This is a genomic window from Paenibacillus abyssi, from assembly GCF_014640295.1.
GTDB lineage: Bacteria > Bacillota > Bacilli > Paenibacillales > Paenibacillaceae > Paenibacillus_D > Paenibacillus_D abyssi.
The window spans coordinates 46,901-70,994 of record NZ_BMGR01000001.1 but is presented as its reverse complement, the minus strand read 5'-3'; the positions used below and the strand labels follow the sequence as shown (position 1 = coordinate 70,994).

At 46.8% G+C, this 24,094-nt stretch carries 25 protein-coding genes; all 25 read right to left on the bottom strand.

All coding sequences use genetic code 11. The features are described from left to right. Positions 1–41: 41 nt before the first annotated feature. On the bottom strand, positions 42–1,142 hold the full coding sequence (locus tag IEW11_RS00380; RefSeq protein WP_188527924.1) for a sensor domain-containing protein: 1,101 nt from the start codon (positions 1,140–1,142) through the stop codon (positions 42–44). Between the two features lie 105 nt (positions 1,143–1,247). Further along, positions 1,248–3,776, bottom strand: coding sequence for a bifunctional diguanylate cyclase/phosphodiesterase (locus tag IEW11_RS00375; RefSeq protein WP_229724895.1), 2,529 nt, complete (start codon positions 3,774–3,776; stop codon positions 1,248–1,250). 24 nt (positions 3,777–3,800) lie between these two features. Then, the gene (locus IEW11_RS00370; RefSeq protein WP_188527916.1) at positions 3,801–4,616 is read right to left on the bottom strand and encodes a 6-carboxytetrahydropterin synthase; all 816 of its coding nucleotides are present in this window, start codon (positions 4,614–4,616) and stop codon (positions 3,801–3,803) included. A gap of 21 nt (positions 4,617–4,637) precedes the next feature. Then, complete coding sequence (locus IEW11_RS00365) at positions 4,638–5,315, bottom strand: SDR family oxidoreductase (protein WP_188527914.1); 678 nt, start codon at positions 5,313–5,315, stop codon at positions 4,638–4,640. A 44-nt stretch (positions 5,316–5,359) separates the two neighbouring features. Beyond that, the gene (locus IEW11_RS00360) at positions 5,360–6,079 is read right to left on the bottom strand and encodes an SDR family oxidoreductase (protein ID WP_188527911.1); all 720 of its coding nucleotides are present in this window, start codon (positions 6,077–6,079) and stop codon (positions 5,360–5,362) included. A 155-nt stretch (positions 6,080–6,234) separates the two neighbouring features. Then, positions 6,235–7,047 carry a sporulation transcription factor Spo0A gene (spo0A, locus tag IEW11_RS00355; protein ID WP_188527909.1) on the bottom strand — a complete coding sequence of 271 codons (813 nt, stop codon included), beginning with the start codon at positions 7,045–7,047 and terminating at the stop codon, positions 6,235–6,237. A 263-nt stretch (positions 7,048–7,310) separates the two neighbouring features. Beyond that, positions 7,311–8,633 (bottom strand): SpoIVB peptidase, encoded by a 1,323-nt coding sequence (spoIVB, locus tag IEW11_RS00350; RefSeq protein WP_188527907.1) that lies wholly within the window; start codon positions 8,631–8,633, stop codon positions 7,311–7,313. Positions 8,634–8,749: 116 nt separating this feature from the next. Continuing rightward, entirely contained in the window at positions 8,750–10,453 is a 1,704-nt protein-coding gene (recN, locus tag IEW11_RS00345; RefSeq protein ID WP_188527905.1) for a DNA repair protein RecN, read from the bottom strand. Positions 10,454–10,485: 32 nt separating this feature from the next. Next, positions 10,486–10,935 carry a transcriptional regulator AhrC/ArgR gene (gene ahrC / locus IEW11_RS00340; RefSeq protein ID WP_188527903.1) on the bottom strand — a complete coding sequence of 150 codons (450 nt, stop codon included), beginning with the start codon at positions 10,933–10,935 and terminating at the stop codon, positions 10,486–10,488. Positions 10,936–10,956: 21 nt separating this feature from the next. Continuing rightward, the gene (locus IEW11_RS00335) at positions 10,957–11,418 is read right to left on the bottom strand and encodes a hypothetical protein (protein ID WP_188527901.1); all 462 of its coding nucleotides are present in this window, start codon (positions 11,416–11,418) and stop codon (positions 10,957–10,959) included. A gap of 211 nt (positions 11,419–11,629) precedes the next feature. Then, entirely contained in the window at positions 11,630–12,454 is an 825-nt protein-coding gene (locus IEW11_RS00330; RefSeq protein WP_188527899.1) for a TlyA family RNA methyltransferase, read from the bottom strand. Between the two features lie 15 nt (positions 12,455–12,469). Further along, positions 12,470–14,368 (bottom strand): 1-deoxy-D-xylulose-5-phosphate synthase, encoded by a 1,899-nt coding sequence (gene dxs / locus IEW11_RS00325; RefSeq protein ID WP_188527897.1) that lies wholly within the window; start codon positions 14,366–14,368, stop codon positions 12,470–12,472. A gap of 121 nt (positions 14,369–14,489) precedes the next feature. Then, a complete protein-coding gene (locus IEW11_RS00320; RefSeq protein WP_188527895.1) occupies positions 14,490–15,404 on the bottom strand; it encodes a polyprenyl synthetase family protein in 915 nt (304 codons plus the stop codon). A gap of 2 nt (positions 15,405–15,406) precedes the next feature. After that, complete coding sequence (gene xseB, locus IEW11_RS00315) at positions 15,407–15,658, bottom strand: exodeoxyribonuclease VII small subunit (RefSeq protein ID WP_188527893.1); 252 nt, start codon at positions 15,656–15,658, stop codon at positions 15,407–15,409. Continuing rightward, positions 15,642–17,015, bottom strand: a complete 1,374-nt coding sequence (xseA, locus tag IEW11_RS00310) for an exodeoxyribonuclease VII large subunit (RefSeq protein WP_188527891.1) — start codon at positions 17,013–17,015, stop codon at positions 15,642–15,644. Before xseA ends, xseB begins: the two co-directional genes overlap by 17 nt. 8 nt (positions 17,016–17,023) lie before the next feature. Continuing rightward, positions 17,024–17,884, bottom strand: coding sequence for a bifunctional methylenetetrahydrofolate dehydrogenase/methenyltetrahydrofolate cyclohydrolase FolD (folD, locus tag IEW11_RS00305; protein WP_188527889.1), 861 nt, complete (start codon positions 17,882–17,884; stop codon positions 17,024–17,026). A gap of 38 nt (positions 17,885–17,922) precedes the next feature. Further along, positions 17,923–18,372: a transcription antitermination factor NusB gene (nusB, locus tag IEW11_RS00300; protein ID WP_188527887.1), complete on the bottom strand. Its 450-nt coding sequence runs from the start codon at positions 18,370–18,372 to the stop codon at positions 17,923–17,925. Positions 18,373–18,474: 102 nt separating this feature from the next. After that, entirely contained in the window at positions 18,475–18,705 is a 231-nt protein-coding gene (locus IEW11_RS00295) for a DUF2273 domain-containing protein (protein WP_188527885.1), read from the bottom strand. 14 nt (positions 18,706–18,719) lie between these two features. Beyond that, positions 18,720–19,280, bottom strand: coding sequence for an alkaline shock response membrane anchor protein AmaP (amaP, locus tag IEW11_RS00290; protein WP_188527884.1), 561 nt, complete (start codon positions 19,278–19,280; stop codon positions 18,720–18,722). Between the two features lie 103 nt (positions 19,281–19,383). Beyond that, entirely contained in the window at positions 19,384–19,794 is a 411-nt protein-coding gene (locus tag IEW11_RS00285; protein WP_188527882.1) for an Asp23/Gls24 family envelope stress response protein, read from the bottom strand. A 114-nt stretch (positions 19,795–19,908) separates the two neighbouring features. After that, positions 19,909–21,294, bottom strand: a complete 1,386-nt coding sequence (gene accC / locus IEW11_RS00280) for an acetyl-CoA carboxylase biotin carboxylase subunit (RefSeq protein ID WP_188527880.1) — start codon at positions 21,292–21,294, stop codon at positions 19,909–19,911. Between the two features lie 29 nt (positions 21,295–21,323). Continuing rightward, positions 21,324–21,812 (bottom strand): acetyl-CoA carboxylase biotin carboxyl carrier protein, encoded by a 489-nt coding sequence (accB, locus tag IEW11_RS00275; RefSeq protein ID WP_188527878.1) that lies wholly within the window; start codon positions 21,810–21,812, stop codon positions 21,324–21,326. A gap of 172 nt (positions 21,813–21,984) precedes the next feature. Next, positions 21,985–22,611: a SpoIIIAH-like family protein gene (locus IEW11_RS00270; RefSeq protein ID WP_188527876.1), complete on the bottom strand. Its 627-nt coding sequence runs from the start codon at positions 22,609–22,611 to the stop codon at positions 21,985–21,987. Between the two features lie 51 nt (positions 22,612–22,662). Beyond that, positions 22,663–23,295, bottom strand: a complete 633-nt coding sequence (gene spoIIIAG, locus IEW11_RS00265; protein ID WP_188527874.1) for a stage III sporulation protein AG — start codon at positions 23,293–23,295, stop codon at positions 22,663–22,665. Positions 23,296–23,320: 25 nt separating this feature from the next. Next, positions 23,321–24,055 carry a stage III sporulation protein AF gene (spoIIIAF, locus tag IEW11_RS00260; RefSeq protein ID WP_188527872.1) on the bottom strand — a complete coding sequence of 245 codons (735 nt, stop codon included), beginning with the start codon at positions 24,053–24,055 and terminating at the stop codon, positions 23,321–23,323. Positions 24,056–24,094: the final 39 nt, after the last annotated feature.

The window sequence follows — 24,094 nt, the reverse complement described above, 5'->3', positions numbered from 1 at the left end:
TTTGCAAGAACCTCCCGCCTTAAGCGGCTTAAGCATATCTGTTACATTTCATCTGTGGAGTACGTATACATGTTTTTTCCGCTCTCTTTTGAACGGTACATCGCCTTATCCGCAGATTTGATAAGCGAATCGGCATTCATCCCATGGCGGGGAAACCTGCTGATGCCAATGCTTGCGGAGACTTCGATTTCATGTCCACCCAACATATATGGAAAACCAATCGAGCGTAATATCAACTCCGCGATTCGGTTCGTCTCATCATCAGAAATATTCTCAAGCATAATGAGAAACTCATCCCCTCCATGGCGGGCGACGAGATCTTGAGGACGAATGCAGCTGCTCAGCCTGGTTGCCACCTGCTTCAATAGATAATCTCCAACCTCATGTCCCAGCGTATCATTAACTTTCTTGTATCCATCCAAGTCTAAAAACATGATAGAGAACTCTTCATTGTTTTGACTTGCGAGCTTTATTTTTTCGATCAGGTTTTTACTGAATAAATCGCGATTTGGCAAACCCGTCAAAGAATCGTGGAAAGCCATATATCTAATAGTCAGCTCTGCTTGCTTTAGTTCCGTTATATCGTTGATAACGATGACCGCGCCCAGCAGTTCTCCTGACTTTTCATATAAGCGCCTGCCATTTACCAAAAAATATTTAGGAACTTTATTGTTATCTTTGAACATAAGCTCCAAATTCGTAACTTCCTTGCCGTTTAGAGCTTGTGCCAGCGGGAACTCTTCTTTCGCCAGCTTTATCCCTTCAAGATTGCACAGCTCCCAGGTTTGATCCCATTGATCAAATGGGATCGGATATTGCAAGTTGTCCATATTCCATCTTTTGATAAAAGGCTCGTTAACAAAAGTTATATTTCCTTTTGTGTCACAAACAATAACCCCTTCCCTCATGCTCTCCAAAATCACCTGTAAAAACGAATCTTTTTCAGATAATGCATTGGAAAATCGGTTCATGCTTCTCAGGAGTATATACACAATGATGGATATGAGTAAGACCAGCATAAAATCATAAATATAATACGATATACTGCGCTCAGAGTAATAGTAATGTACCATCATGAATGAAATGATAATGAACAGAAAAAATAATAACATCTTCTTCGGTGTGATTATCATAATCGCCATTATATCACAACCTCACTGACATAAAACTGAAAAGAGAATAACAGCATTCAAAGAAAAATCCCCCTCACGAGGGATCATTCGGGAACTCATAATATGAACGTTCCCTTAACTAACCTTTGCCGCCGCTGATTCCTCAATGGACCGGAATAATAGATTAAACTCCTCGACAGGCATTGGCTTACTGAATATATACCCCTGCGCTTCATCACATTTCTGATCGATGAGAAAACGAAGCTGTTCCTCTGTTTCTACTCCTTCAGCAATGACCGTTAACCTCATATTACGGGCCATCGCAATGATGGTAGAACAAATCTCTGCATTCAATCCCTCTTTAAGATCGCTTAGAAAGGATTTATCAATCTTCAACGTGTCGATCGGCAGTTTATTCAGGTAGCTTAGCGAAGAATAACCGGTCCCAAAATCATCCATCGCAATTTTGATCCCTAACTTTTTCAACGCATGAAGCTTAGCAATGACATAGTCTTCATTATGCATGGCAATGCTTTCGGTAATTTCCAGCTCTAAATACTGAGGGTCTAGTCCTGTTTGCTGCAAAATTTCCGTTACATTTTCCACTAAATTTTTTTGCTGGATCTGGCGTGCAGATAAATTGACGGAAACACGCATTGGAGAAAATCCGGCTTTTTGCCATGCCACATTCTGCTCACAGGCCTTGCGCAGTACCCACTCACCAATCGAAACGATTAGCCCCGTTTCCTCAGAAAGAGGAATGAAATCAGCAGGAGAAATCATCGACAGCTCTCCGTGATGCCAACGTATTAAAGCTTCATTGCCAATAATATGGCCTGTGGCTAAATTAATCTGCGGCTGAAAATAGAGGGTGAATTCATTGAGTTCGAGTGCCTTTCGCAGTCCTTTTTCCAATTGGGCTCTTCTATTAATGAGCTCATTCATTTCCGGATCATAAAACTGGTAATTGTTTCTCCCCAGCTCTTTTGCACGGTACATGGCAATATCCGAATTTTTGATCAGCAATTCCGCATTATCCCCATCGATCGGATACAGGCTAATTCCAATGCTAGGCGTCATAAAAAGTTCATTTCCTACGTGAATAAAGGGCCGTGACAGCTCTTCCAACAATTTTTGCGCGATTTTGGCAGCGGATTCCCGATTGTAATTAGGCAGTAAAAGAATGAATTCATCGCCACCGATTCGGGCAACCATTACATTGTCTTCGGTATGCTCCAGTACCCGATTAGCGACAGCCTTGAGCAAATAATCGCCGACAGAATGCCCAAACATGTCATTAATGAATTTGAAACGATCCAAATCCATAAACATTATCGCGATCCGCTCCGTTTTGTGCAGCTCTTCATCAAACTGAATGGTAAGACGCCGCAAATTCGGCAAGCCCGTCAAGAAATCATGATAAGCGTGATATTCAATCTCTGCATTTTTCTCTTTTAATTCCTTTGTGTAGCTATCCAAATTTCTTGACATCGTATTGACCTGCTCGGACAGCATGCCAAGCTCGTCTTTTCGATCGATCATGAGCTGCGCTCCAAAATTGCCTTCCGCAATTTCGTTTACCTTTTTTAAAATACGATTGACTGGCTTCACGATATAAACGGCAAGAAGATAGCTGATGCAAAGAACAATAAGCAATAAGATAATGGAAGTAATAATATTATTGAATAATTGCTTGTTCAATACTCCCTGAATGACTTCATAATCCGTGACAATGCCGATTACATAAGGCGATTCCGATTGTATAGGAATGAAGCTTTTTAATACTTTCTTGCCGCTGATTGTCGTTTCTAAGCTAACCAGCTGGCCCGTGGCCATCGCTTCGGAGACACTCCTTACATCATTTTCTTTATCCTGATAGGAATAATCGCCGAACTGAATTTCCTGATTAACAAAATCTATGTATCTTTGCCCATTGGTTTCGGTATATATCGGCGGTTTTCCGAATGTCCTCGGGTTAAAGCCCGTGATTTCCAACAGGGCACTATTACTCTCCATCGCTTTGGAAACAATGGTGTCGGGACCGACCTTTTCCTTGAAATTCATGATTTGATTGTCCCTGACATAAGGATTAATGATGTAGTCTGTCGTCCCGTCGAAATAGTACCCCCATTTATCAACATGATTAGGGTCTGTGTAGGAAGTATTCATTGGACCCGACCAATAGTTTTTCAGCTTCTGTCCTTCTGGAATCGTTACTTCATTATTTTGAAATAATTGTTCAAAGGCTGTAAACCAATATCCCCAGTCCTTCGTACTCATATCCCGTTCCTTAGGATCGGATGATTTGATCCCCTTGATGTCATCCTCTACTCTTGCAAGTAAAGTAATATAAGATACGCCAATCTTTTCAGCAATCTCAATCAGTTCATCATTATTTACATTTTCGATCTTTGAGTCCAGTGCATATTGGGCAGCCACAGCTGCAACACGCAACTTTTCCCCGATCAAATCCTCAACATATTGCGCTCCGTACTGGGAGTGTTCGATTGTATTTCCCATCACTTTTGCCAGTAGCTCCATTTGCTTTTCCTGATCTTTTCGCAATAGATTTTCAGTGATGATATAGTATAATGTATTGTTTAAAATGAGGATCGCTGTTACAACGAATGCAAAAATGATGGATAGTTTCTTTTTCAGCGACAAATGCAGTCACTCCCTATCCTTTGGCTATTTCACAGGACCATAATATTCAAAATAATTTTTCTCTGTTTCCCATAAGCCTATTTTATAAAGCCCGGATAGAGATGACGAAAGCATGTCCCATATGACCTTGACCATATTGTCTGAGGTAGGATTAACTTCTTTAAATTCCTCTGTATCGACGTTTAGGAATTTGTGATCAAATTTATCGATGACGATCCGATTGACTTTCTCGTCCAGCTCAGCCAGATTGATGACCATACCCGTAACAGGGTCCGGCTGACCACTCACAGTTACTTCAACATAATAGTTATGCCCATGTCCATAGGGGTTATTACACTTGCCGAATAGCGCCTTGTTCTCTTCATCCGTTAAGTGCTGGCTGTGCAGGCGATGAGCTGCACAAAAATGATATTTTCTAGCAAAATGAACCAAAGTGTCACTTCCTTTCTCCGCAAGCAAATAATGATTCTCATGAAGTCTGATTTTATGCAGTTCACAACCAATCATACGATTTTCCAACGAATTCCAAAGGTAGTTCACTATATTTTCAGTCGTTGGGATATTCGCTTCAAAATAAGGATGTTCAACATTCAGAAACTTTCCATCAAACTCTTCATTGATAAGCTGTTTAACCACCTTGTCAATGTCGCTGATATTGACGACGATACCTGACCGCTCATCAATCTGGCCCTTGACCATTACCTCAAGCGTATAATCATGGCCGTGTCCATTTGGATTACTGCATAAACCGAAAACCTGCCTGTTTTTCTCGTCGCTCCAATCTTCTATCCGATACCGATGAGCTGCAGAAAAATATAGCTTCCTTGACAAAAAAACCATGGTTCATTCCACCTTTATCTGCTATAAAACTCCCTTTGGAGGGGTTAGTGTCAGATCATCAATTCGAACATGCAGCGGGGTTGTGGCAATAAATGATACGACCCTGGCAACGTCGTTTACGCTAAGCATGTCGTCAGAGGAAAAGCCTTCGACCCCTTTCCATAGATCTGTATAAGTTGCTCCCAAATTAATATTGGTCGTCATAATCCCATACCGATACCATTCTTCAGCCAACACCTTCCCCATACCTTCCAGAGCCTGCTTTGAAGAGGTATAGATCGATTGTTGGGATAGCGGCCGCTTCGTCATGATCGAGGAAATGTTAATGATTCGGCCGCCGGCCTTTTCCATCAGCGGAAATGCCTTTTTTGTACACAGAAACGGGCCAAAAACATTGGTTTTAAATACAGCTTCCCAGTCCTTTTCATCGGCCTCCTGAAACGGTCCAGGCAAACTGATGCCTGCATTGTTCACGAGCACATCCAACGAATCATGCTTCTCTTGAATCAGCTGAAATACGCTGTTGACCTCAGTCTCATTAGTGACATCCATACGAAGCGGCACGATCCCAGCCTCTTCGCCCTCATGGCTATCCCGGCTTGTGGCATAGGTCACAAAACCTTGAGCAGCCAAGCCTGAGCTAATCGCTTGGCCGATCCCTTTTAGCCCCCCTATTACAAGCGCCGTTTTCTTTCTCATAATTCCTCCTTCAAAGTACAGTAATTCCTTGTATGATGGCTTTCCTATTGGACTTTGCTAGTAAGAATGCCTTTAGGAGGCATGATTTTTATCTCATCAATTCTTACATGTAATGGCTTAGCCGCAATATCAACGATGGCCTCAGCTGCATCTTCAACCGGGAGCATATCAGATGGGTCAAACAGTCCCTGCCCATCAGTCATTTCTGTTCTGGTTGCACCTAAAAATACAGTTGTAACCCTGATATTTTCTTCTTTCCCTTCCTCGTTCAAAATCTGCGAAAATCCATGCACCGCGTACTTGGATGTCCCATAAACGCCATTATTCAAAATCGGCGTATACCCGGCGATCGAGGAAAGATTAATAATTCTGCCGCCGCTGTTACATTTCATTATCTTGAATGCTTCCCTGGAAGAGAGAAACAGCCCTGTAACATTAATGTCGAGCACACGCTTCCATTCCTCAAGGGTTGTTTCAGCGATAGGCTTGAAAATACCGACCCCGGCACAGTTTATTAACACATCAATTTTACCTTGATAAGCTTTGATTCCAGCAAAAAACTCGATAACCTGATTCTCATCGGTAATATCCAGATAGATTTGGCTGATTTCACCTGCAGACGGCACTCTATTATTGGTAATGCCCTTGAGATCCCCTGACCAGACACTGGCCCCCGCATGTGCGAGCATCTCTCCGACTTTTTTCCCGATTCCCTGTGCGCCGCCTGTTATCGCTGCGACTTTACCGTAAAGTGCTTGATTCATCTATTTCATCCCCCAAATCTACCATCGAATCTGATGTGTACAGATTCAATCATAAAAATACCACTTTTAAACTGGTCTTTTGAAAACCAATAAATAAGTGGTATTAGTTGACCGATTTGTAGAAGTTGTATATTACCCCATTACCCCTAACCCTCTCAACTCACCTTGTGCTCGATGCGCAGCTTGTCAGCAACCATCGCGATAAATTCCGAGTTGGTAGGTTTGGACTTGCTGATGTTAATCGTGTAGCCAAACAGGTGGCTGATGCTGTCGATATTGCCGCGTGTCCACGCCACCTCAATAGCATGCCGGATAGCACGTTCTACACGGGAAGGTGTCGTTTTGAATTTTTCTGCAATTGCAGGATACAATGTTTTCGTAATTGCACCTAGTATCTCGATGTTATTATATACCATCGTAATGGCTTCACGTAAATATTGATAACCTTTAATATGTGCAGGTACGCCAATTTCATGTATGATGCTCGTTATATTTGCGTCCAAATTTTTGCCTTTGGCGATCGGAACAACGTTATTGGATTTGTAATTCGTTGATGAGCTGTACGTGCTGGAGGAAGTCACTGCAGAGTTTCCGACCAGCTGACGGATACGGTTTGCCAAAATTTCCATATCAAATGGTTTCAATATATAGTAGGAAGCTCCAAGTTGAACTGCTTTTTGGGTAATATTTTCTTGACCGAAAGCTGTAAGCATAATGATCTTCGGCATTGGGGAGAGATTCATATCGCGAAGGCGCTCAAGCACACCTAATCCATCCAAATGAGGCATGATGATATCCAAAATAAGGACATCAGGGCCTTTTCTTGATTCTTCGAGTATGCGGAGTACTTCCTCTCCGTTGTATGCAACCCCGGTTACCTCCATATCACTTTGCTCGGAAATATATTCCGATAAAAGATTTGTGAATTCTCGATTGTCGTCCGCCAATAATACTTCAACTTTTTGCAAGGTAGGTCCTCCCTTTTAATCTGAATTACCATAATAATAGATGGTATCTTTTTTATTCTACTCAGTTAGCTTTTCTTTTTCTTTCCTGTCATAACGTTTTCGACATTGGCTTATAAATTCCTTCTGTCGAAAATTATTTTTCTTTATTTTTTTTATAAATTGAATTATAATAAATAATTTATTACAATAAGCGTCACTGTTCGAATGAATTCGTATAATTTCGACAAAAGATGGCGCATGGTACAAAAAAATCTTAAGGCGCTTTAGCTCGCCTTAAGATTTTTTTCGGGTTTTAGCAAGACCCCTGCATCCTGCAGCATCCATTCAATAAAACAACCGTAACCTGATGTTGGATCATTGACAAACACGTGAGTAACTGCACCGACCAGCTTGCCGTTTTGAAGGATCGGACTGCCTGACATGCCTTGTACGATGCCACCAGTGTGTTCAATAAGTTTGGGATCTGTAATCCGGATGACCATGCCTTTGGTCGCCGGCGTCGTTTGCTTCGTTACATGCATAATCTCAATCTTGAATCGTTCGACCTTTTGTCCGCCGATTACCGTCAATATCTCGGCAGGGCCTTCCTGTACCTCTTCTGCAAAAGCAACCGGTACAGGCTTCATATCATAACTGTGAGAAGGAAGCTCGCTCATCTTGCCGAAGATGCCGAATTGCGTATTGCTAACGACGTTCCCCAATATTTTGCCCGCCTTCAGAAAATGAGCCCGTTTCTCCCCGGGTTCACCATTCTGGCTTTTGTTAATTGAAGTTACATTCGATTGAACGATTTGCCCATCACCGACTTCAATCGGGGATTGGGTGTCCATATCGGTTATAACATGCCCTAGGGCGCCGTATACCCTTTGATCCGGGGCATAGAAAGTTAAAGTACCCACACCGGCTGCAGAATCGCGGATGTACAAGCCTAAGCGCCATGCTTGATCTTCAATGTCATACGCCGGCTTGATCCGCTTCTCAATCAATTGCCCATTGCGTTTAATCGATAATTTTAAGGACTGTTTGATTTTACCTGATTTCTCTACAATTGTCGCTACCTTGGCAACTTCGTTTAAGTAAACGCCGTTTACTCGAACGATTAAATCCCCCAGCTTGATACCTGCTTGTTCACCGGGAGAGAGCTTGCTTTCTTTGCCAGTCGTCACTTGATGATGCCCAACAACCATAATCCCTGCCGATTTGACTTTGACGCCAATCGTCTGACCGCCTGGGATCACCTTCAAATCAGGTACCACACTTACTTTGACTGTCTTGAAAGGAATCCTGCCAAATAATTTCAACTTCAATTGCGTTTGGCCGCTTTGGTGCGGTTCCAGAGATAAAGGACGACTCAAATCCACCTGCATCGAACGATCCGTTGATCCGTTGACACTTAACACTTGCGGATTAACGGTAAGCTGAGCATGAACCGGCATCACGTAGTTCAAACGTTTCAGTTGGCCGGAGAATAAACGAAGTTCATTCGGGAATGCGGCAAAGTGTTGAAACGGTGAGGAAATGCCGATCATACAAACGACGAGTGCAAGAACAAGGCCGAACCATCGCTTCCGACTGCTGGAGTTCAATGATTTCACGCTCCCTATGCTTCCATCGCTTGACGAGTATCGCCAATGGCGTACCTATAAGGTAACCCTGTCCTCACGCTTTTATGTCCCATAAAACATTCCCTGAATGGCTTCCATTACGCCCCCTTCTGCCTGGTCGCCAAGTCAAGCATTTCTTGTGCATGATGTCTCGTTTTTTCCGTTACTTCCACTCCGCCGAGCATTCTCGCCAGTTCTTCGATTCGTTTATGCAGGGGCAGCTCTGTAACTGACGTAGCAGTCCGCTCATCAATGATGTTTTTGTGAATTTCATAATGATGGTCTGCCATGCATGCCACCTGCGGAAGATGCGTGATGGAAAACACCTGGCATCTTGTTGACAATACAGACATTTTCTCGGCTATTGCTTGTGCAGCACGTCCGCTGACACCGGTATCCACCTCATCAAATACAAGTACGGGTACGCGGTCAATCTGTGCAAATATGGCTTTGAGGGCAAGCATAATTCGCGACATTTCACCGCCCGATGCGATTTTGTTAAGCGGTTTGAGCGGTTCGCCCGGATTCGGTGAGATGAGGAAGACTGCCTCGTCGACCCCTTGCGGTGTCAAGCGCGCGCCATCTTGACCGTCCCGATGCTGCTCCAGCTGGACGCGGAACGTCGTACGGCCCATCTGAAGCTGCTTTAACTCGGTTTCTATAGCATCTGCAAGCCGGCTGGCTGCGTGCCGTCTAAGTTCGGATAACGTAAGGGCAAGCTTCATCGCCCGATCACGCGTGCTGTTTTCTTCCTCCTTTAATCGCTGCAGATGCTCGTCACGGTTTTCCAGCTTATCCGCTTCAGCCGTTATCTTGGCAAGATAAGACAGCATATCCGGGATGGATTCACCATATTTTCGCTTTAATCCATGAATAAGGTCCAGGCGGTCCTCAATTTCCGCAAGGCGTTCCGGATTGAATTCAATCCCATCGCGATAATCCCGCAGTTGGAAGGCCGCATCTTCCGCTTGATAATAAGCGGACTGGAGCTGTTCCAGCAAAGGATCAAGCACAGCTGAATCGTATGACCGAATATCTTCTAGTTTCGATATTGCTTTACTGAACGCATCCAGGCCTTTAGGACCGTAAAGCAGCGAATAAGCCTCTGAAGAATGGTCCATCCTGCGTTCCGCATGAGAGAGCTTGCGTTTCTCCTCTACAAGCGCTTCATCCTCGCCAATTTTTAAGCCTGCTGCTTTAATCTCTTCAATTTGGAAGCGGTACAGATCAAGCATTTGCATATTTTGGCGTGATGTATCTTCCAATTCTTTATACCTCACCCGCACCTGTTGATACATTCTAAATGCTTCCTGATAAGCTGTTTTTTTATCCATTAGCGGTTCACCCGCGTACAAATCCAACCACTCCAGGTGCTGCTCCGTTTTTAATAAAGATTGATGTTCGTGCTGGCCATGCAGATTGACTAACCACTCTCCTGCATCGCGAAGCATCGTTAAATTAACGATTTGACCATTAATGCGGCTTACGCTCTTACCATGCGTCGACAGCTCGCGACGAATAATCAGCATTTCATCCGGAGACGCGCTGATCCCGTTCTGGGCGAGCGACTGCCAGACCGGATGTTGAGCAGGAAGATCAAACATCGCTTCGATCTCGGCTTTGTCGCACCCATGACGAACCATATCCGCAGATCCCCGCCCGCCAACGACAAGGCTTAACGCGTCAATCAGAATTGATTTTCCCGCTCCCGTTTCACCAGTTAATACATGAAATCCTTCATGAAAGGTGACGTTAACTTGTTCAATGACCGCCAAATTACGAATGGACAATTCCCGAAGCATGTTATATACCTCCTTATTAATTCAGGACAAAATTAATTTAATAAATTAAGCAAGCGATCCACAACCTCGCCGCTCTGGCTCTTCGTTCTGCATATCATGAGGATGGTGTCATCCCCACAGATTGTGCCCATGACCTCGGTCCACTCCATGTTGTCGATCAAGGCTCCAATTGCATTGGCAGTGCCCGGCAAGCATTTCATGACGACAAGATTATCGGTGTAGTCAATATGGACATAATGATCGAGCAGAGCCCGTTTCAGTTTATGAACCGGATTGTAACGCTGCTCGGTCGGAAGCGAATATTTGTAACGCCCGTCATCAGTTTGTACTTTTATTAGCTGCATTTCTTTTATATCTCTGGACACAGTCGCTTGGGTAACCTGCTGTCCTGAGCTGCGCAGTGCTTCAACCAACTCATCTTGTGTCTCCACAACCTGATTGGTTATAATCTCTCTGATTTTGATATGTCTTATCCCCTTCATCTCTTACCTCCTGGGTACTTATCACTGTTCATTTATATGAAACGTAATCGTTCTAATCTGTTTCTCTTTGATGTCGACAAACAACACACCGGCGCAATAAGGAACAAGCAGTGCGTAGACAAGCAGCCGATCGCGTACTCCGCTGCCTGTCCAGTCAATCGGCATCCGATCACGGGCGCTCTTGACAATAAAAAGGCTGCCGTTCTTCTCCGCCACATAATCGATGTATAAACGGCTATGTAAAACTTCTTCATCCAGGCCGATTCGAATCGGAATGCGATGCTTCCCTGAGGATACTATATATCCTTCACTCTCAAGGAGCCGCACATACTCATCGTCATCATCCAATTCCATTCCGTCCTGAAGCAGGATGAGCCCTGTGCCCGAGGGCGTATGTAACCAACGATAAAATCGTGTGTATAACCAAAAAACGATCAGCCCTCCTGCAACGATCATCACGAACCAGTCTCCGTATTTCCCCACCGCAATCCCTCCCGGACAGCATTTGGTCGATACGGTACAATTCGATAGAGGCTTTGCAAATTCCTGTACGTATAAAGCGAACGCTTGTTTGGTTTTCGATATCAGTTTACCAAAATTAATCGTCCATGGCTACAATAAAATTAAAAAAAGAGAATAAATATCGCAGCTTTGAGCAGCTGTTACATTTATTCTCTCTTACTGGTGATTGTCATCACTTGCTCTGAAATGCCTCACCGGCTTGTTTGACTAATTCCGCAACCGCCTGTACATCGGGCCCCCGGCGCTCTCCTGAAGGCAGCCAATGCCAATAAGCTAAAAATTCAATATTTCCTTCACCGCCGGTAATCGGGGAATAGGTGACATTTTGCAATTGGAAGCCAAGCTCCCCCGCAAATGACAGCACATTCTCCAATACCTCTCTGTGCACAGCAGATTCTCTAACGACACCGGATTTGCCAACCTTTTCGCGTCCGGCTTCGAATTGCGGCTTGATTAGCGCAACAACTCCGGAGCCCTCGGGCAGCAGCCTTGACAAAGCTGGCAAAATAATCCGAAGGGAAATAAAGGATACGTCAATTGTTGCAAAATTCGGCTGCGGGCCTTTCAAATCTTCAGGCTGCATGTAACGAAAGTTAGTCCGTTCCATCACATTGACACGTTCATGCTGGCGCAGCGACCAGTCTAATTGGTTATAGCCAACATCGATTGCATAGACATATGCCGCCCCATTCTGCAATGCACAATCCGTGAATCCTCCGGTGGATGCTCCGATATCCAGCATCACGGCATCCTGCAGTGAAATGTTGAACTCGCGCAGCGCCTTTTCCAGCTTTAAGCCGCCCCGGCTTACATAGGGATGAAGCGCACCTTTGACATGGATGGCGGCCGTACGCAATACTTTCGTGCCGCTTTTCTCAATTCGTTCACCATCAACCAGTATAAGGCCGGCCATTAAGGCGGCTTTTGCTTTCTCACGACTTTCATAAAAGCCCTGCTCCACGAGGAGCACATCGATTCGTTCCTTCGCTGTCGTCATATTTCTCCTTGCCTATTACCGCTGTCCAGTTGCACTTCGTCTGCGCCGCGGCATTAATTTGATCATTTCCGCAGCAATCTGTTCGGACGTTAATCCGATCTCTTGTCTCTGTTCTTTAATCGAACCATGCTCAATGAACTCATCCGGAATTCCCATAATGCGTATCGCAAGATCATGAATGCCATGCTCGGAATAAAATTCGAGTACAGCACTTCCAAGACCGCCCTGCTGGGAGCCTTCCTCTAACACAATCATTTTCTGCTTATCAGCTGCAAGCTGTAACAGCATAGCTTTATCGAGCGGTTTAATGAAGCGCGCATTGACGATACGCACGTTCAGGCCATCGCGCTTCAGCATATCAGCCGCTTCTTCCGCTACTTGAATCATCGGGCCCAAGGTCAGGATCGTGGCCGAATCGCCTTCCCTCAGCACTTCCCAAGTGCCGATCGGTATCGGCTTCATCTCCGCATCAATTTCAACCCCAAGACCGGCTACCCGCGGATAACGAATCGCGATCGGGCCATCATTGTAATCCAATGCCGTTTTCATCATATTACGAAGCTCGTTTTCGTCCTTAGGCATCATCAACACCATGTTAGGGACATGGCGCAGGAAAGGTATATCATAAACCCCATGGTGGGTCTCCCCGTCCGGACCGACAAAGCCTGCCCGGTCGATAGCAAATACGACGTTAAGATTCTGGCGGCAAATATCATGTACCACCTGATCATATGCACGCTGCAGGAACGTGGAATAAACTGCAAATACGGGCTTCATGCCTTCAATCGCGAGCGCGGCAGACATTGTTGCCGCATGCTGCTCAGCGATCCCGACATCAATCATCCTGCCGGGGAAACGAGCCGCAAATTTCATCAATCCGGAGCCGCCAGGCATAGCCGGCGTAACAGCTATAATGCGTTCATCCTTTTCCGCCAATTCGATCAAAGCATCCCCGAACACTTCCGTATACATAGGAGGCCCGACCGCCTTGAGGACTTGTCCTGATTCAATCTTATACGGCGTTATGCCGTGCCACTTGTGGGAGTCTGACTCAGCAGGCGAGTAGCCCTTTCCCTTCGTCGTGAGGACATGAACCAGAACAGGGCCGGTCACATTATTGGCTTGCTGGAATACCTCCTGCAATTTGTTTAGATCATGTCCATCAACCGGACCAAGGTAAGTAAGCCCAAGCTCCTCAAACAGCACGCCGGAGACGACCATATATTTCAGGCTATCCTTCAAGCGTTCGGCCGTTTTGGCTATTTTGCCGCCAATCGCCGGGATTTTGTTCAATAGGTACTGAAGCTCGTCCTTGGCTTTTTGATAATGCTTATCCGAACGAATCTTGCCCAAGTAATTATGAATCGCACCGACATTAGGCGCGATCGACATCTCGTTGTCATTCAGAACGACGATGAGATTCTTTTTCTCATGACCGATATGATTGAGCGCTTCCAAAGCCATACCGCCCGTTAGCGCACCATCCCCGATTACCGCGATAACCTTATTGGTCTCTCCCTTTAAATCCCGCGCAAGCGCCATCCCCATTGCGGCAGACAGTGAAGTGCTGCTATGGCCGGCTTCCCAAACGTCATGCTCACTTTCGGAGCGTTTAACGAAACCGCACAACCCTTTGTACTTGCGCAGCGTATCAAACCGGTCCATGCGCCCGGTTAACATTTTGTGTACGTATGATTGGTGTCCCACGTCGAAGATGAACTTATCGGTCGGGCTATCATATAAGTAATGCAGCATAAGCGTTAATTCAACAACGCCTAAGTTGGGAGCCAAATGGCCGCCTGTAATTGATAATTTCTCTATTAAGAACTGCCTGATTTCAGCTGCCAATTGCTCCAACTGGCTAATCGACAATTCCTTTACATTTTTAGGCTCTTTAATCTTCTCGAGCAGCACGTGTTTTCCTCGCTTTCTTGGACTGAAAACACTGTTGTCCAACGAACGTCTAACGTTTTTCCTAATTATATCACAATATAACCTATAATCCCAAGCGCAAACCAAGAGACCTCCAACCGCATCAATGATCCCGTTGCATCAAGAAGTCCGCAATTTGAATCAGCCGTTCCGGTTGAGCCAAGTTTGCGGCAAGCAGAAGCTGCTTTGCTTCAGCTGTTAAGCGTTCCACCTGCGCTTTGCTCTCGTCCAAGCCGATCAGATATGGATATGTAACTTTGTTTTGTTCCACATCACTGTTTATTTTTTTGCCGAGCTTTTGTTCATCACCGATCAAATCAAGGATATCATCCTGAATTTGAAAAGCAAGACCAAGTTTACGCCCATATTGTTCCAATGCATTTAATTGTGCGCTGTTCGCGCCGCCAATCCGACCGCCGGCTTTCAATGAAAAAGCGATAAGATCGCTCGTTTTATGGCGGTGAATATATTCAAGATCAGCTAACGTGGTAACGCCCTGCTCGCCGAGGATATCCGCCGCTTGACCTCCGACCATTCCCGGTGCGCCAGCCAGTACGGAGAGATCTTCTACGATGGATAGCGCAGTTTCTGCGCTTACCTGATGCTGCTTGGCCGCCATCGTTACACAATAGAAAGCATGCGTAAGCAATGCGTCGCCAGCCAGTATTGCTATCGCCTCGCCATACACCTTATGGTTGGTCGGCTTGCCTCTGCGAAAATCATCATCATCCATAGCCGGCAGATCGTCATGGATAAGCGAATAAGTATGTATAAGCTCGACAGCACAAGCGATCGGCGTAGCCGCATCTACAGCAGATTGATCCCCAGTTACGGCTTCCGCCGCCGTAAGCACAAATACCGGACGCAATCTTTTGCCGCCTGCCATCGTGGAGTAATTCATCGACTCGCGCAGCGTAGGCGGCACATCCCATTCGGAAGGCACAATACACTGCAGCGCGGCTTCGATGTGCTCTGCTTGTGCAGCAATATATTCTTTAATCGAATTCGATGCTTTCAAGCTTATTCCCCTTTATCTTCGTTTGGCGTTGCAAACGGTTTTTTCTGCAGTCCTTGTTCTGTTTCGATCAGCATTTCAATTCTGCGCTCTACCTGCTCCAGCTTGCTTCCGCATAACTGTGAGAGCCTCATGCCTTCCTGAAACAGCTCAATTGCCGTCTCCAAAGGAACATCGCCGTTCTCCAGCTTCGCTACAATGATCTCAAGCTGCTCCATCGCTTCCTCGAAGCTTTCGGTTTTATCCGTTGTTTCCATCGTTAACCGTCTCCCCTTTCATCGACCAAACATGACATTCCATTTGCCCGTCGGCCAGCTTTACCTTTATCATATCGCCCGGCTGTACATCTCCGATTGATTTGATCAGGCGTTTCTCCTGCTCATCATATACAAGGCTGTAACCTCTTGCCATGACTTTCAAAGGGCTTAAAGCGTCCAATCCGCGTATTTTGCCGTGCAGTTCCATTTTACGGGAACGTACAAGCCCCAGCATTGTCGATTCCAGCTGCCGTGAAGTTGTGCGCCACCGCTTATTGGCATAAGCCAATTGCTCTCCGGGATGCGCTGCCGCCACCGCGGCGGATAACCGCATAAAACGTCCTCTGACACGCTCGGCTTGCCTGGTTGTCAAGTGCCTAAGCTTGTCCTGCAAGCGATCCAGCCGCTCAGCAGGCTCCATTAAATAACGCCGCGGATGCATGAACAACGAAGAACGCCTAACGCGCAGCAGCCGCTCTTGGCCGGATTGAAGCTTCATATGTAATGCTTGCCGCAACCGCTGCTGAATCCGCGTAAGCTGCTGCTGCAGCTCCATCCGGTGCGGAACAGCAAGTTCCGCGGCCGCGGTAGGCGTGGCGGCTCTTAAATCCGCAACAAAATCGGCAATCGTATAGTCGGTCTCATGACCGACAGCTGAAATAATCGGAATAGTGGAAGCAGCTATGCTGCGTGCGACCGTTTCTTCGTTAAAGGCCCATAGTTCCTCCAACGACCCGCCGCCCCGGCCGACGATTAACACGTCCACTTCATTTTGTTCATTCAATTGCTGAATCGCTTTTACAATGGATGGCGCCGCTTGGGGGCCCTGCACGAGCACAGGCACCACAATTACCGGCACGGTAGGAAACCGGCGCTCCAGCGTAATCAGGATATCCCTAACCGCCGCGCCAGTAGGTGAAGTGACTACGCCGATCGCTCTAGGATAAAGAGGGATTGTCCGCTTACGTTCCTGAGCAAACAATCCTTCCGACTCCAGCTTTTGCTTTAACTGCTCAAATGCAAGATATAAACTTCCAATGCCATCCGGCTGCATTTGCGTGACATAGAACTGATAATTCCCGTCACGTTCATAAACCGAGACATTTCCTCTTGCGATTACTTTCGTGCCTTCGCGGGGAATAAACGGAAGCCGTTGATTATGTGAGGCAAACATGATGCATTTCACGCGGCTGTCCTTATCCTTTAGCGTAAAGTACATATGCCCGCTGGAATGATGCGTAAAGTTCGATATCTCGCCGCGAAGCCAGACATCGGATAGTACATGATCCGATTCCAGTTTCATACGAATATAACGATTAATTTCCTTGATCGAATAAATGCGAGGACTTTCTGCCATTGTTCGGATCACTCCTTGATTCCGTTCAACCTTTTAGCCGCTTTTAATGTATTCATCATCAGCATCGTGATGGTCATTGGGCCTACACCGCCTGGAACCGGCGTGATGTATCCGGCCGTTTCGAGGGCATCCTCAAAATCAACATCCCCTGCCAGCTTCCCATCAGGCAAACGATTAATACCCACATCAATGACAACTGCACCCGGCTTAATATAGCTGCTGTCAATCGCCTTCGCTTTGCCGATGGCTACAACCAGAATGTCCGCCTGCTTGGTGATCTCTTTCATATTCGACGTTTTGGAATGGCAGATCGTTACAGTTGCATTTTCACGAAGCAGCAGCATGGAGACAGGCTTGCCCACGATATTGCTTCGTCCGATTACAACAGCATGTTTGCCTGCAATATCAATGCCTGTCCGTTTGATCAGCTCAATGCTGCCCGCTGGCGTGCAAGGCAGAAGGCTGTCATCGCCAATAACCAGATTACCTGTGCTTACCGGATGAAAGCCATCAACGTCTTTATCCACGCTGATCGCGTCGATTACTGCTTTCTCTTCGATGTGGGCAGGGAGCGGCAGTTGAACCAAAATACCGTGAATAGTGTCCTGCCCGTTTAATTGTGCGATAAGCTCTAAAAGCTCCTCCTGCGAAGTTGTCTCAGGCAAGCGGTGCACTTCGGAATAAAAGCCCATTTGCTGACACGCTTTTTCTTTGCTTCCTACGTACACTTTTGATGCAGGATCTTCGCCTACAAGCACGACCGCCAGACCAGGTATCACTGCTTGTCCTTTAAGTTTCTCGGTTTGCTGCTGAATTTCCAAACGAATGGTATCCGATATTTTTTTACCTTCAATGCGTTGTGCGGTCATATTGCGATCTCTCCAGTCTCCATAAACTTGATTCTGTTTTAGTTTGGTTTTTTAAGCTCTTCCAAAGCCTTGATCAATCGGCCAAGAACGCCGTTAACAAATTTCCCCGATTCATCGGTTCCAAAATGCTTGGCCAGTTCAATCGCTTCATTAATGACAGCTTTTGGCGGCACGTCATTACGATACACCATCTCATAACATGCCAATCTCAGCACCTGCCGGTCAACTCTGGACAACCGGTCCACTTGCCACCCTGTCAAATACTGCTGCAGCATATCATCGATAGACTGCCGTTGCCCGGTAACCCCATTCACGAGCTCCCTGACAAACGCATCAATTTTGTCGACCTCGCCGGTATCCGCACCGATTTCATTTTCTTCCTTTACTTCTTCAATAAGCATATCGACCGCATCGCTTGCGGTCACCTCATTCATTTCCATTTGATACAAGCTCTGTACCGCTATTTCTCGTGCCAGTCTTCGTTTCATGGATCCTCCCAAATGCTTTGTAATATTTGAAAAATCCTATGATCTCCTCCCTGCCCCGAACAGCAGCTTGCCGATGTCCGGCGTACGGAGGAGATCACAGGATTATCTAAACGGCCGCCAACGGTCAGAGAACCAGTCGGTTATCTGATGCCACGATATTCTAGGCAGGGCGGACATATCCTTCTGCTTGCCGAAAAAATATCCGATCCACAACAATAATGCGAAAAACAGCATATCCCAAAAACCGGAAAACAGATAAATAAAACCTAATAAAAGAGCAGTAGCAACACCGGTTATACGCCCGGCGTAGGTGATCCAAAACTCCCTCCACATGGATATGCTCACCTCTATTCTACACGACTTTTAAAGGTTTGGGTTTGGATGATATTTGCTACATATACCGTAACCAGCGCAACAGGAATTCCGGTAATTTCTTCAATATGTTCCTTGACTGCACGCTGGATGTCTTCCGTCAGCCCTGGAATCGAGGTTTCTCCGTCAACGACCGCGCGAAGCATGATTTCCAAACCAGCTTCCGCAATCCGGATGCGAGCCTTAAGATCTTTTACCCCCCGCTGCTTGCCTGCTGCTTTAAGCGCCAGGTTCTCGACGGTTTCCATAGAAATACGGATATCACCAAAATCGGTTCTTTGGTCGATGGAAGGTACGGAAGCATTCCCCCGCTTGACAGATACATAAAAGAATCGCAAGCTGACCAAAAACAGAACGATCGAGACGGATATGAGTGTAGCTTGAAGCCATAACGCATCTCCAAACAATTCATTGACCCATGCAGATACGATTCTCTCGGAAATCCATCCTGCCCCCAAACCTAATCCAGCGATCGAAACGGCACCGATTATTAAGCTGTAAAAGAACAATAGGAGCCTGTCCATTATTTTGACCAACGCGTATGCCTCCTCCTCCGACCATTCGAATGAAAAGCCCCCTTGCGCCGAGCGGCAAGCCCTTCACGAGGGGGATCTTATAATTTATGAATCATTACATCGTCTACTTCACGCGATGAGGCTGAGCATCTTCTTCCTCAGGTTTGTCCGAGGCTTTAAAATACACGTCATGGATGTGTACATTCACCTCGACAACATGAAGTCCTGTCATCGTTTCAATCGAGCGTTTGACATTGCGTTGAATCTCCGATGCGATATCCGGAATTCGATTGCCATATTCCACGATAATGGACACGTCAACAGCAGCTTCCCGCTGTCCGACTTCAACCTTGACCCCTTTGGATAAGTTCTTGCGCCCGAGCAGTTCCGCAATCCCGCCGGCAAAACCGCCGCTCATCCCTGCAACGCCTTCCACTTCGACCGTTGCAAGTCCGGCAATCACTTCGATAACCTCTGGAGCGATCTGAATGGTTCCCATTTCAGTCTTTTCATAATCCGCAGCAATCGTACTCATATTGGATCACTCACCTCCCATAAAGTTGCGGAATTATCCGCTGATTTTCCTATATGCTTATCCGCAATCTTATTCCTATACTATAACATTTGAAGAGATTTATGACAAACTTGCTTAAATGTTAAAATTGGCTCCATTACTGGCTCCGTCGGCATCATTGACATCGTATTCCTCGAGAAATTTGATATCAAAATCGCCTTGGATGAACTTCGGATGATTGAGCAATTTCATATGGAACGGGATCGTCGTTTTAATTCCTTCGATCGCGAATTCAGAGAGCGCCCTCTTCATCCGGTTTATCGCTTCTTCACGTGTGGCTCCCCATACGATCAATTTTGCGATCATCGAGTCGTAATGCGGCGATATCGTATAGCCGGGATACGCAGCACTATCAACACGAACACCCAAGCCTCCCGGAGGCAGATAAAACTGGATATGGCCTGGTGAAGGCATGAAATTACGTTCGGAGTCCTCGGCATTAATCCGGCATTCCATTGACCAGCCGTTAATCGTTAAATCCTCCTGCTTGAAAGAAAGCTCATTGCCTTCAGCAACGGAGATCATTTCTTTAATCAGGTCCGTATTTGTAATCATCTCTGTTACGGGATGCTCGACTTGGATGCGGGTATTCATCTCCATAAAGTAGAATTGCCCGTCCTGTCCCATCAGAAATTCAAGCGTACCGGCTCCGGAATAATTAACCGCTAACGCAGCCCTGACTGCAGCCTGCCCCATCCGCTCGCGCTGTTCCGGTGTAAGGATCGGACAAGGCGCTTCTTCAACAAGCTTCTGACGGCGGCGCTGGATCGAGCAGTCACGCTCGAAAAGATGAACGGCATTGCCGTGTTTATCCGCAATAATCTGGATCTCCACGTGTTTCATGCCTGTCAAATACTTTTCTAAGTATACCCCTGCATTACCGAACGCTTTTTGCGCTTCCTGCTGGGCGGTTGTAATCTGTTGGATAAGGGATTCTTCATCCTCTGCAATCCGGATCCCTTTCCCGCCGCCGCCGGCAGTCGCCTTAATGATGACCGGATAACCGATCTCGCGGGCGATCAGAACCGCTTTGTCCAAATCCTCGATCAGCCCGTCCGAGCCCGGGATTACCGGTACGTCGGCCTGTTTCATCGTCAGCTTCGCAACCGATTTGTCCCCCATCTTGCTGATCGCTTCCGGAGACGGTCCGATAAACGTAATATTGCAGGATTCACAAATCTCGGCAAAATCCGCGTTCTCGGCCAAAAACCCATATCCCGGATGAATCGCGTCACATTCAGTCAGCGTTGCAACGCTCATAATGTTCGTCAAGTTCAAATAACTGTCTCTAGATAACACGGGACCGATGCAATACGCTTCGTCAGCCAAACGCACATGCAGTGAATCACGGTCCGCTTCAGAATAAACGGCAACGGTCTGAATGCCCAATTCACGGCAAGCGCGAATAATGCGAACCGCAATTTCCCCGCGGTTAGCAATCAATATTTTATGAAATTTCACCCTTTGAACCCCTTTCGCGAAGCTATCGATTATTCCGGTTTGACAAGGAACAACGGTTGTCCAAATTCAACAAGCTGTCCATTCTCAACAAGAACCTCGACGATCTCCCCGCGTACTTCCGCTTCGAGCTCGTTCATTAATTTCATCGCTTCGAGAATGCAGACGACCGTTTTATCGTTCACTCGGTCTCCAATTTTAACAAAAGGCGCCGCATCCGGCGATGCCGCCCGGTAAAATGTGCCTACCATCGGAGAAACGATCTTATGCAGGTTGTCAGCTGCTGAAGATGCCGGCTCAGCGGCCTGAGGCGCTAGCGCAGCAGATACCGGCGCCGCTTGAGGCGCGGGAACCGCCGGTGAATATGTATGGGTAATCGGGGCGGTCTGTAAGTTCACCACTTCCGTTTTTCCCGGTTTGCGAATGAGCAGGCGTGCCCCTTCATTTTCAATTTCGAGCTCTTGTACAGAGGTCTGATCAACCAGTTTAATCAGCTCTTTAATCTCGCTCAATTTGAACATCGATTTTATTCACTCCTTAACATTTGTAAAGCTGTGTTATGTTACATTATTGCTATAACGTTAGTATTATATCACAAATGATCGTGAACACGAACCCATTTTTTACACAAGCTTTAACAAGCAAAATCCCCGTACCGGATTTGAGGGTACGGGGATGCGGCATTAATGTCTATTAAGGAACAAACTGAACGGATATGCGCTCTGCGCCTACGTCTAATGTAGTCATGACCAATTCAATAATGCTGTCCGCTTGGCTTCTCTCCAGCTTCTCGCTTTGTACGACGACCTTAAAGTTGTCGTTCTCTTCAGCGATCACCGCATTCGAATACTCGGCGAGCAGCTCCTCTTCGAGGCTCGTAAGTTTGAGCTCCTGCTCTTCAAGCAGATTCAGCTTTTCCAATGCGCTAGTCGCATCTTCTGTTTTCTGCTCCGTATCAGCCACGATACTTAACAGGCGATCGGTTTCCACGGCAAGTGTTTCAGCGCGAAGCAATTGCTGTTCTGTGAAATAATCGTTCGATAAGGCAGCCGCTCCATTCTCCTCCAATTTGTTAAGCACTTCCTGGTCGGCCTCGCTCAAGCCGGACTCCCCGATTTGTTCAATCTCTGTCACTATGACTTCATCGAGTGTAGGATCGGCGCCATTCGTGCCTGCGGCAGCTTCAGTCGCTCCCCCTTGGCCGGCGTCGGTAAACATATTCGAAGATCCTGAGTCTTCAGTAAACAGATAATATGCCGACAATATGACCATTAAACTGAGCATGGAAACCAACCAGACGGTTTGTCTCTTCGTGTTCATTGATAGATCATCCTTCCTGGATTATAGTTCGGTTGTATTGACATTATTTTCTTAAGGCTGCTTGCTTGGCAGGACTGAAATTCTGTGCGACTGCACATGAAACCCTTTTTGAATGGCGTCCACGATAAGCTGCCGGACGGTCTGATTCTCTGCGCCGCGGGCAACGACCAGAATACCGCGGATCCGCGGATTGATCCTTTTGGTTATGATCGGCGTATTCTCCCCAGCAACCTCGTACAGCACGACTTGGCCATCCTTTGTATAGGACGTAATATGTCTTCTGCCGCCATTCTTATCGGTTTCCTCCGTCGACTGCTGGGTCAGCTTTTCATTTCGCTCGACAACCAATTCCTCGGTCGATTCGATCGTTATTAATACATCCACTGTACCTACTCCAACGATCTTCTCTAAAATTTCTTTTAATCTGTTCTCCAGCGGATGTTCAATTGAAGCAAACATGGATTCCGGCTCCACGCGTCCGAGCAGTGTTTCTTGAGCTTCCGGCGGAGGAGGCACTGTATCTGCTGCAGGCTCGACTTGCTTCAGCGAGAAGAAGGAGTTCATAATCATCAGTCCGATGCCGATCGCACCGATCAATAATAACCAACGCAGCGTTTTCACCCTCTTCGGCCCCGAAGGGCCCCCTCCAAGCATGGTTTCCAATTTATTCAGCCATCCGGCCACCGCATTCGCACCTCCTTTAGGGCTGCTAGCCTTCGGCTGCAGCTGCGCTGACGCGCACGTCGCCTGGGGCAATCCCCCATCCAGCCGACAGCACTGCCGCAATGCGCCGAACCCTTTCATCGGTCGCAGGAAGCCATTGATCGGCGGCACCCTTTGAATCTGCAGTATCTGCGGTACCCTCCTTGTGCCCAACCGATTGCGCCTCGGCTGGATTCACAATGGGAATCGTCACATCAACTGCGATAGACTCCACCGGCACGATTTCTTCCTCTTCTTCCTGGGCATCTGTTAGTTGCTCAGGCGCCATATTGGACAGATATACATTCGCTTTTACGATGCGATCGTCACCTGTACGTCCGTTTTTCTCCAGCTTCACGCTCATTCCCAGCAAGTCCAGGCCGGTTATCCGCTCGACCTCGGCTTCGATCGACGCCGCCAAATGCTTTTCGGCTAACAGCGCCGCTTGCTGCTGCTGATCCTCTTTTATGCGCTGCGCTTGCTGGCGGATTTGTTCCAGTCCCATCATCTCCGATGATGAGGACAGGGAGCGATTCCAGGCCTTGAAGCTATCCGTTAATTTCCCTTCATAATCGCCTTGCAGCAGCTGTAAAACCGGAGAAAGCAGGATAAGCAAAATCAGCATGCCGACAACAAGACGGATATAACGCTGATAAGCGGAGCTTGGCAGCAGCAGCTCGATAATGCCGGCCAGTAGGATGACAGCGATAATCTGTCGTAACCAATCACTGAGCCACGCCATCAACCGTTCCGCCTCCAATCCTCAGGTTGCGGCTCAGTA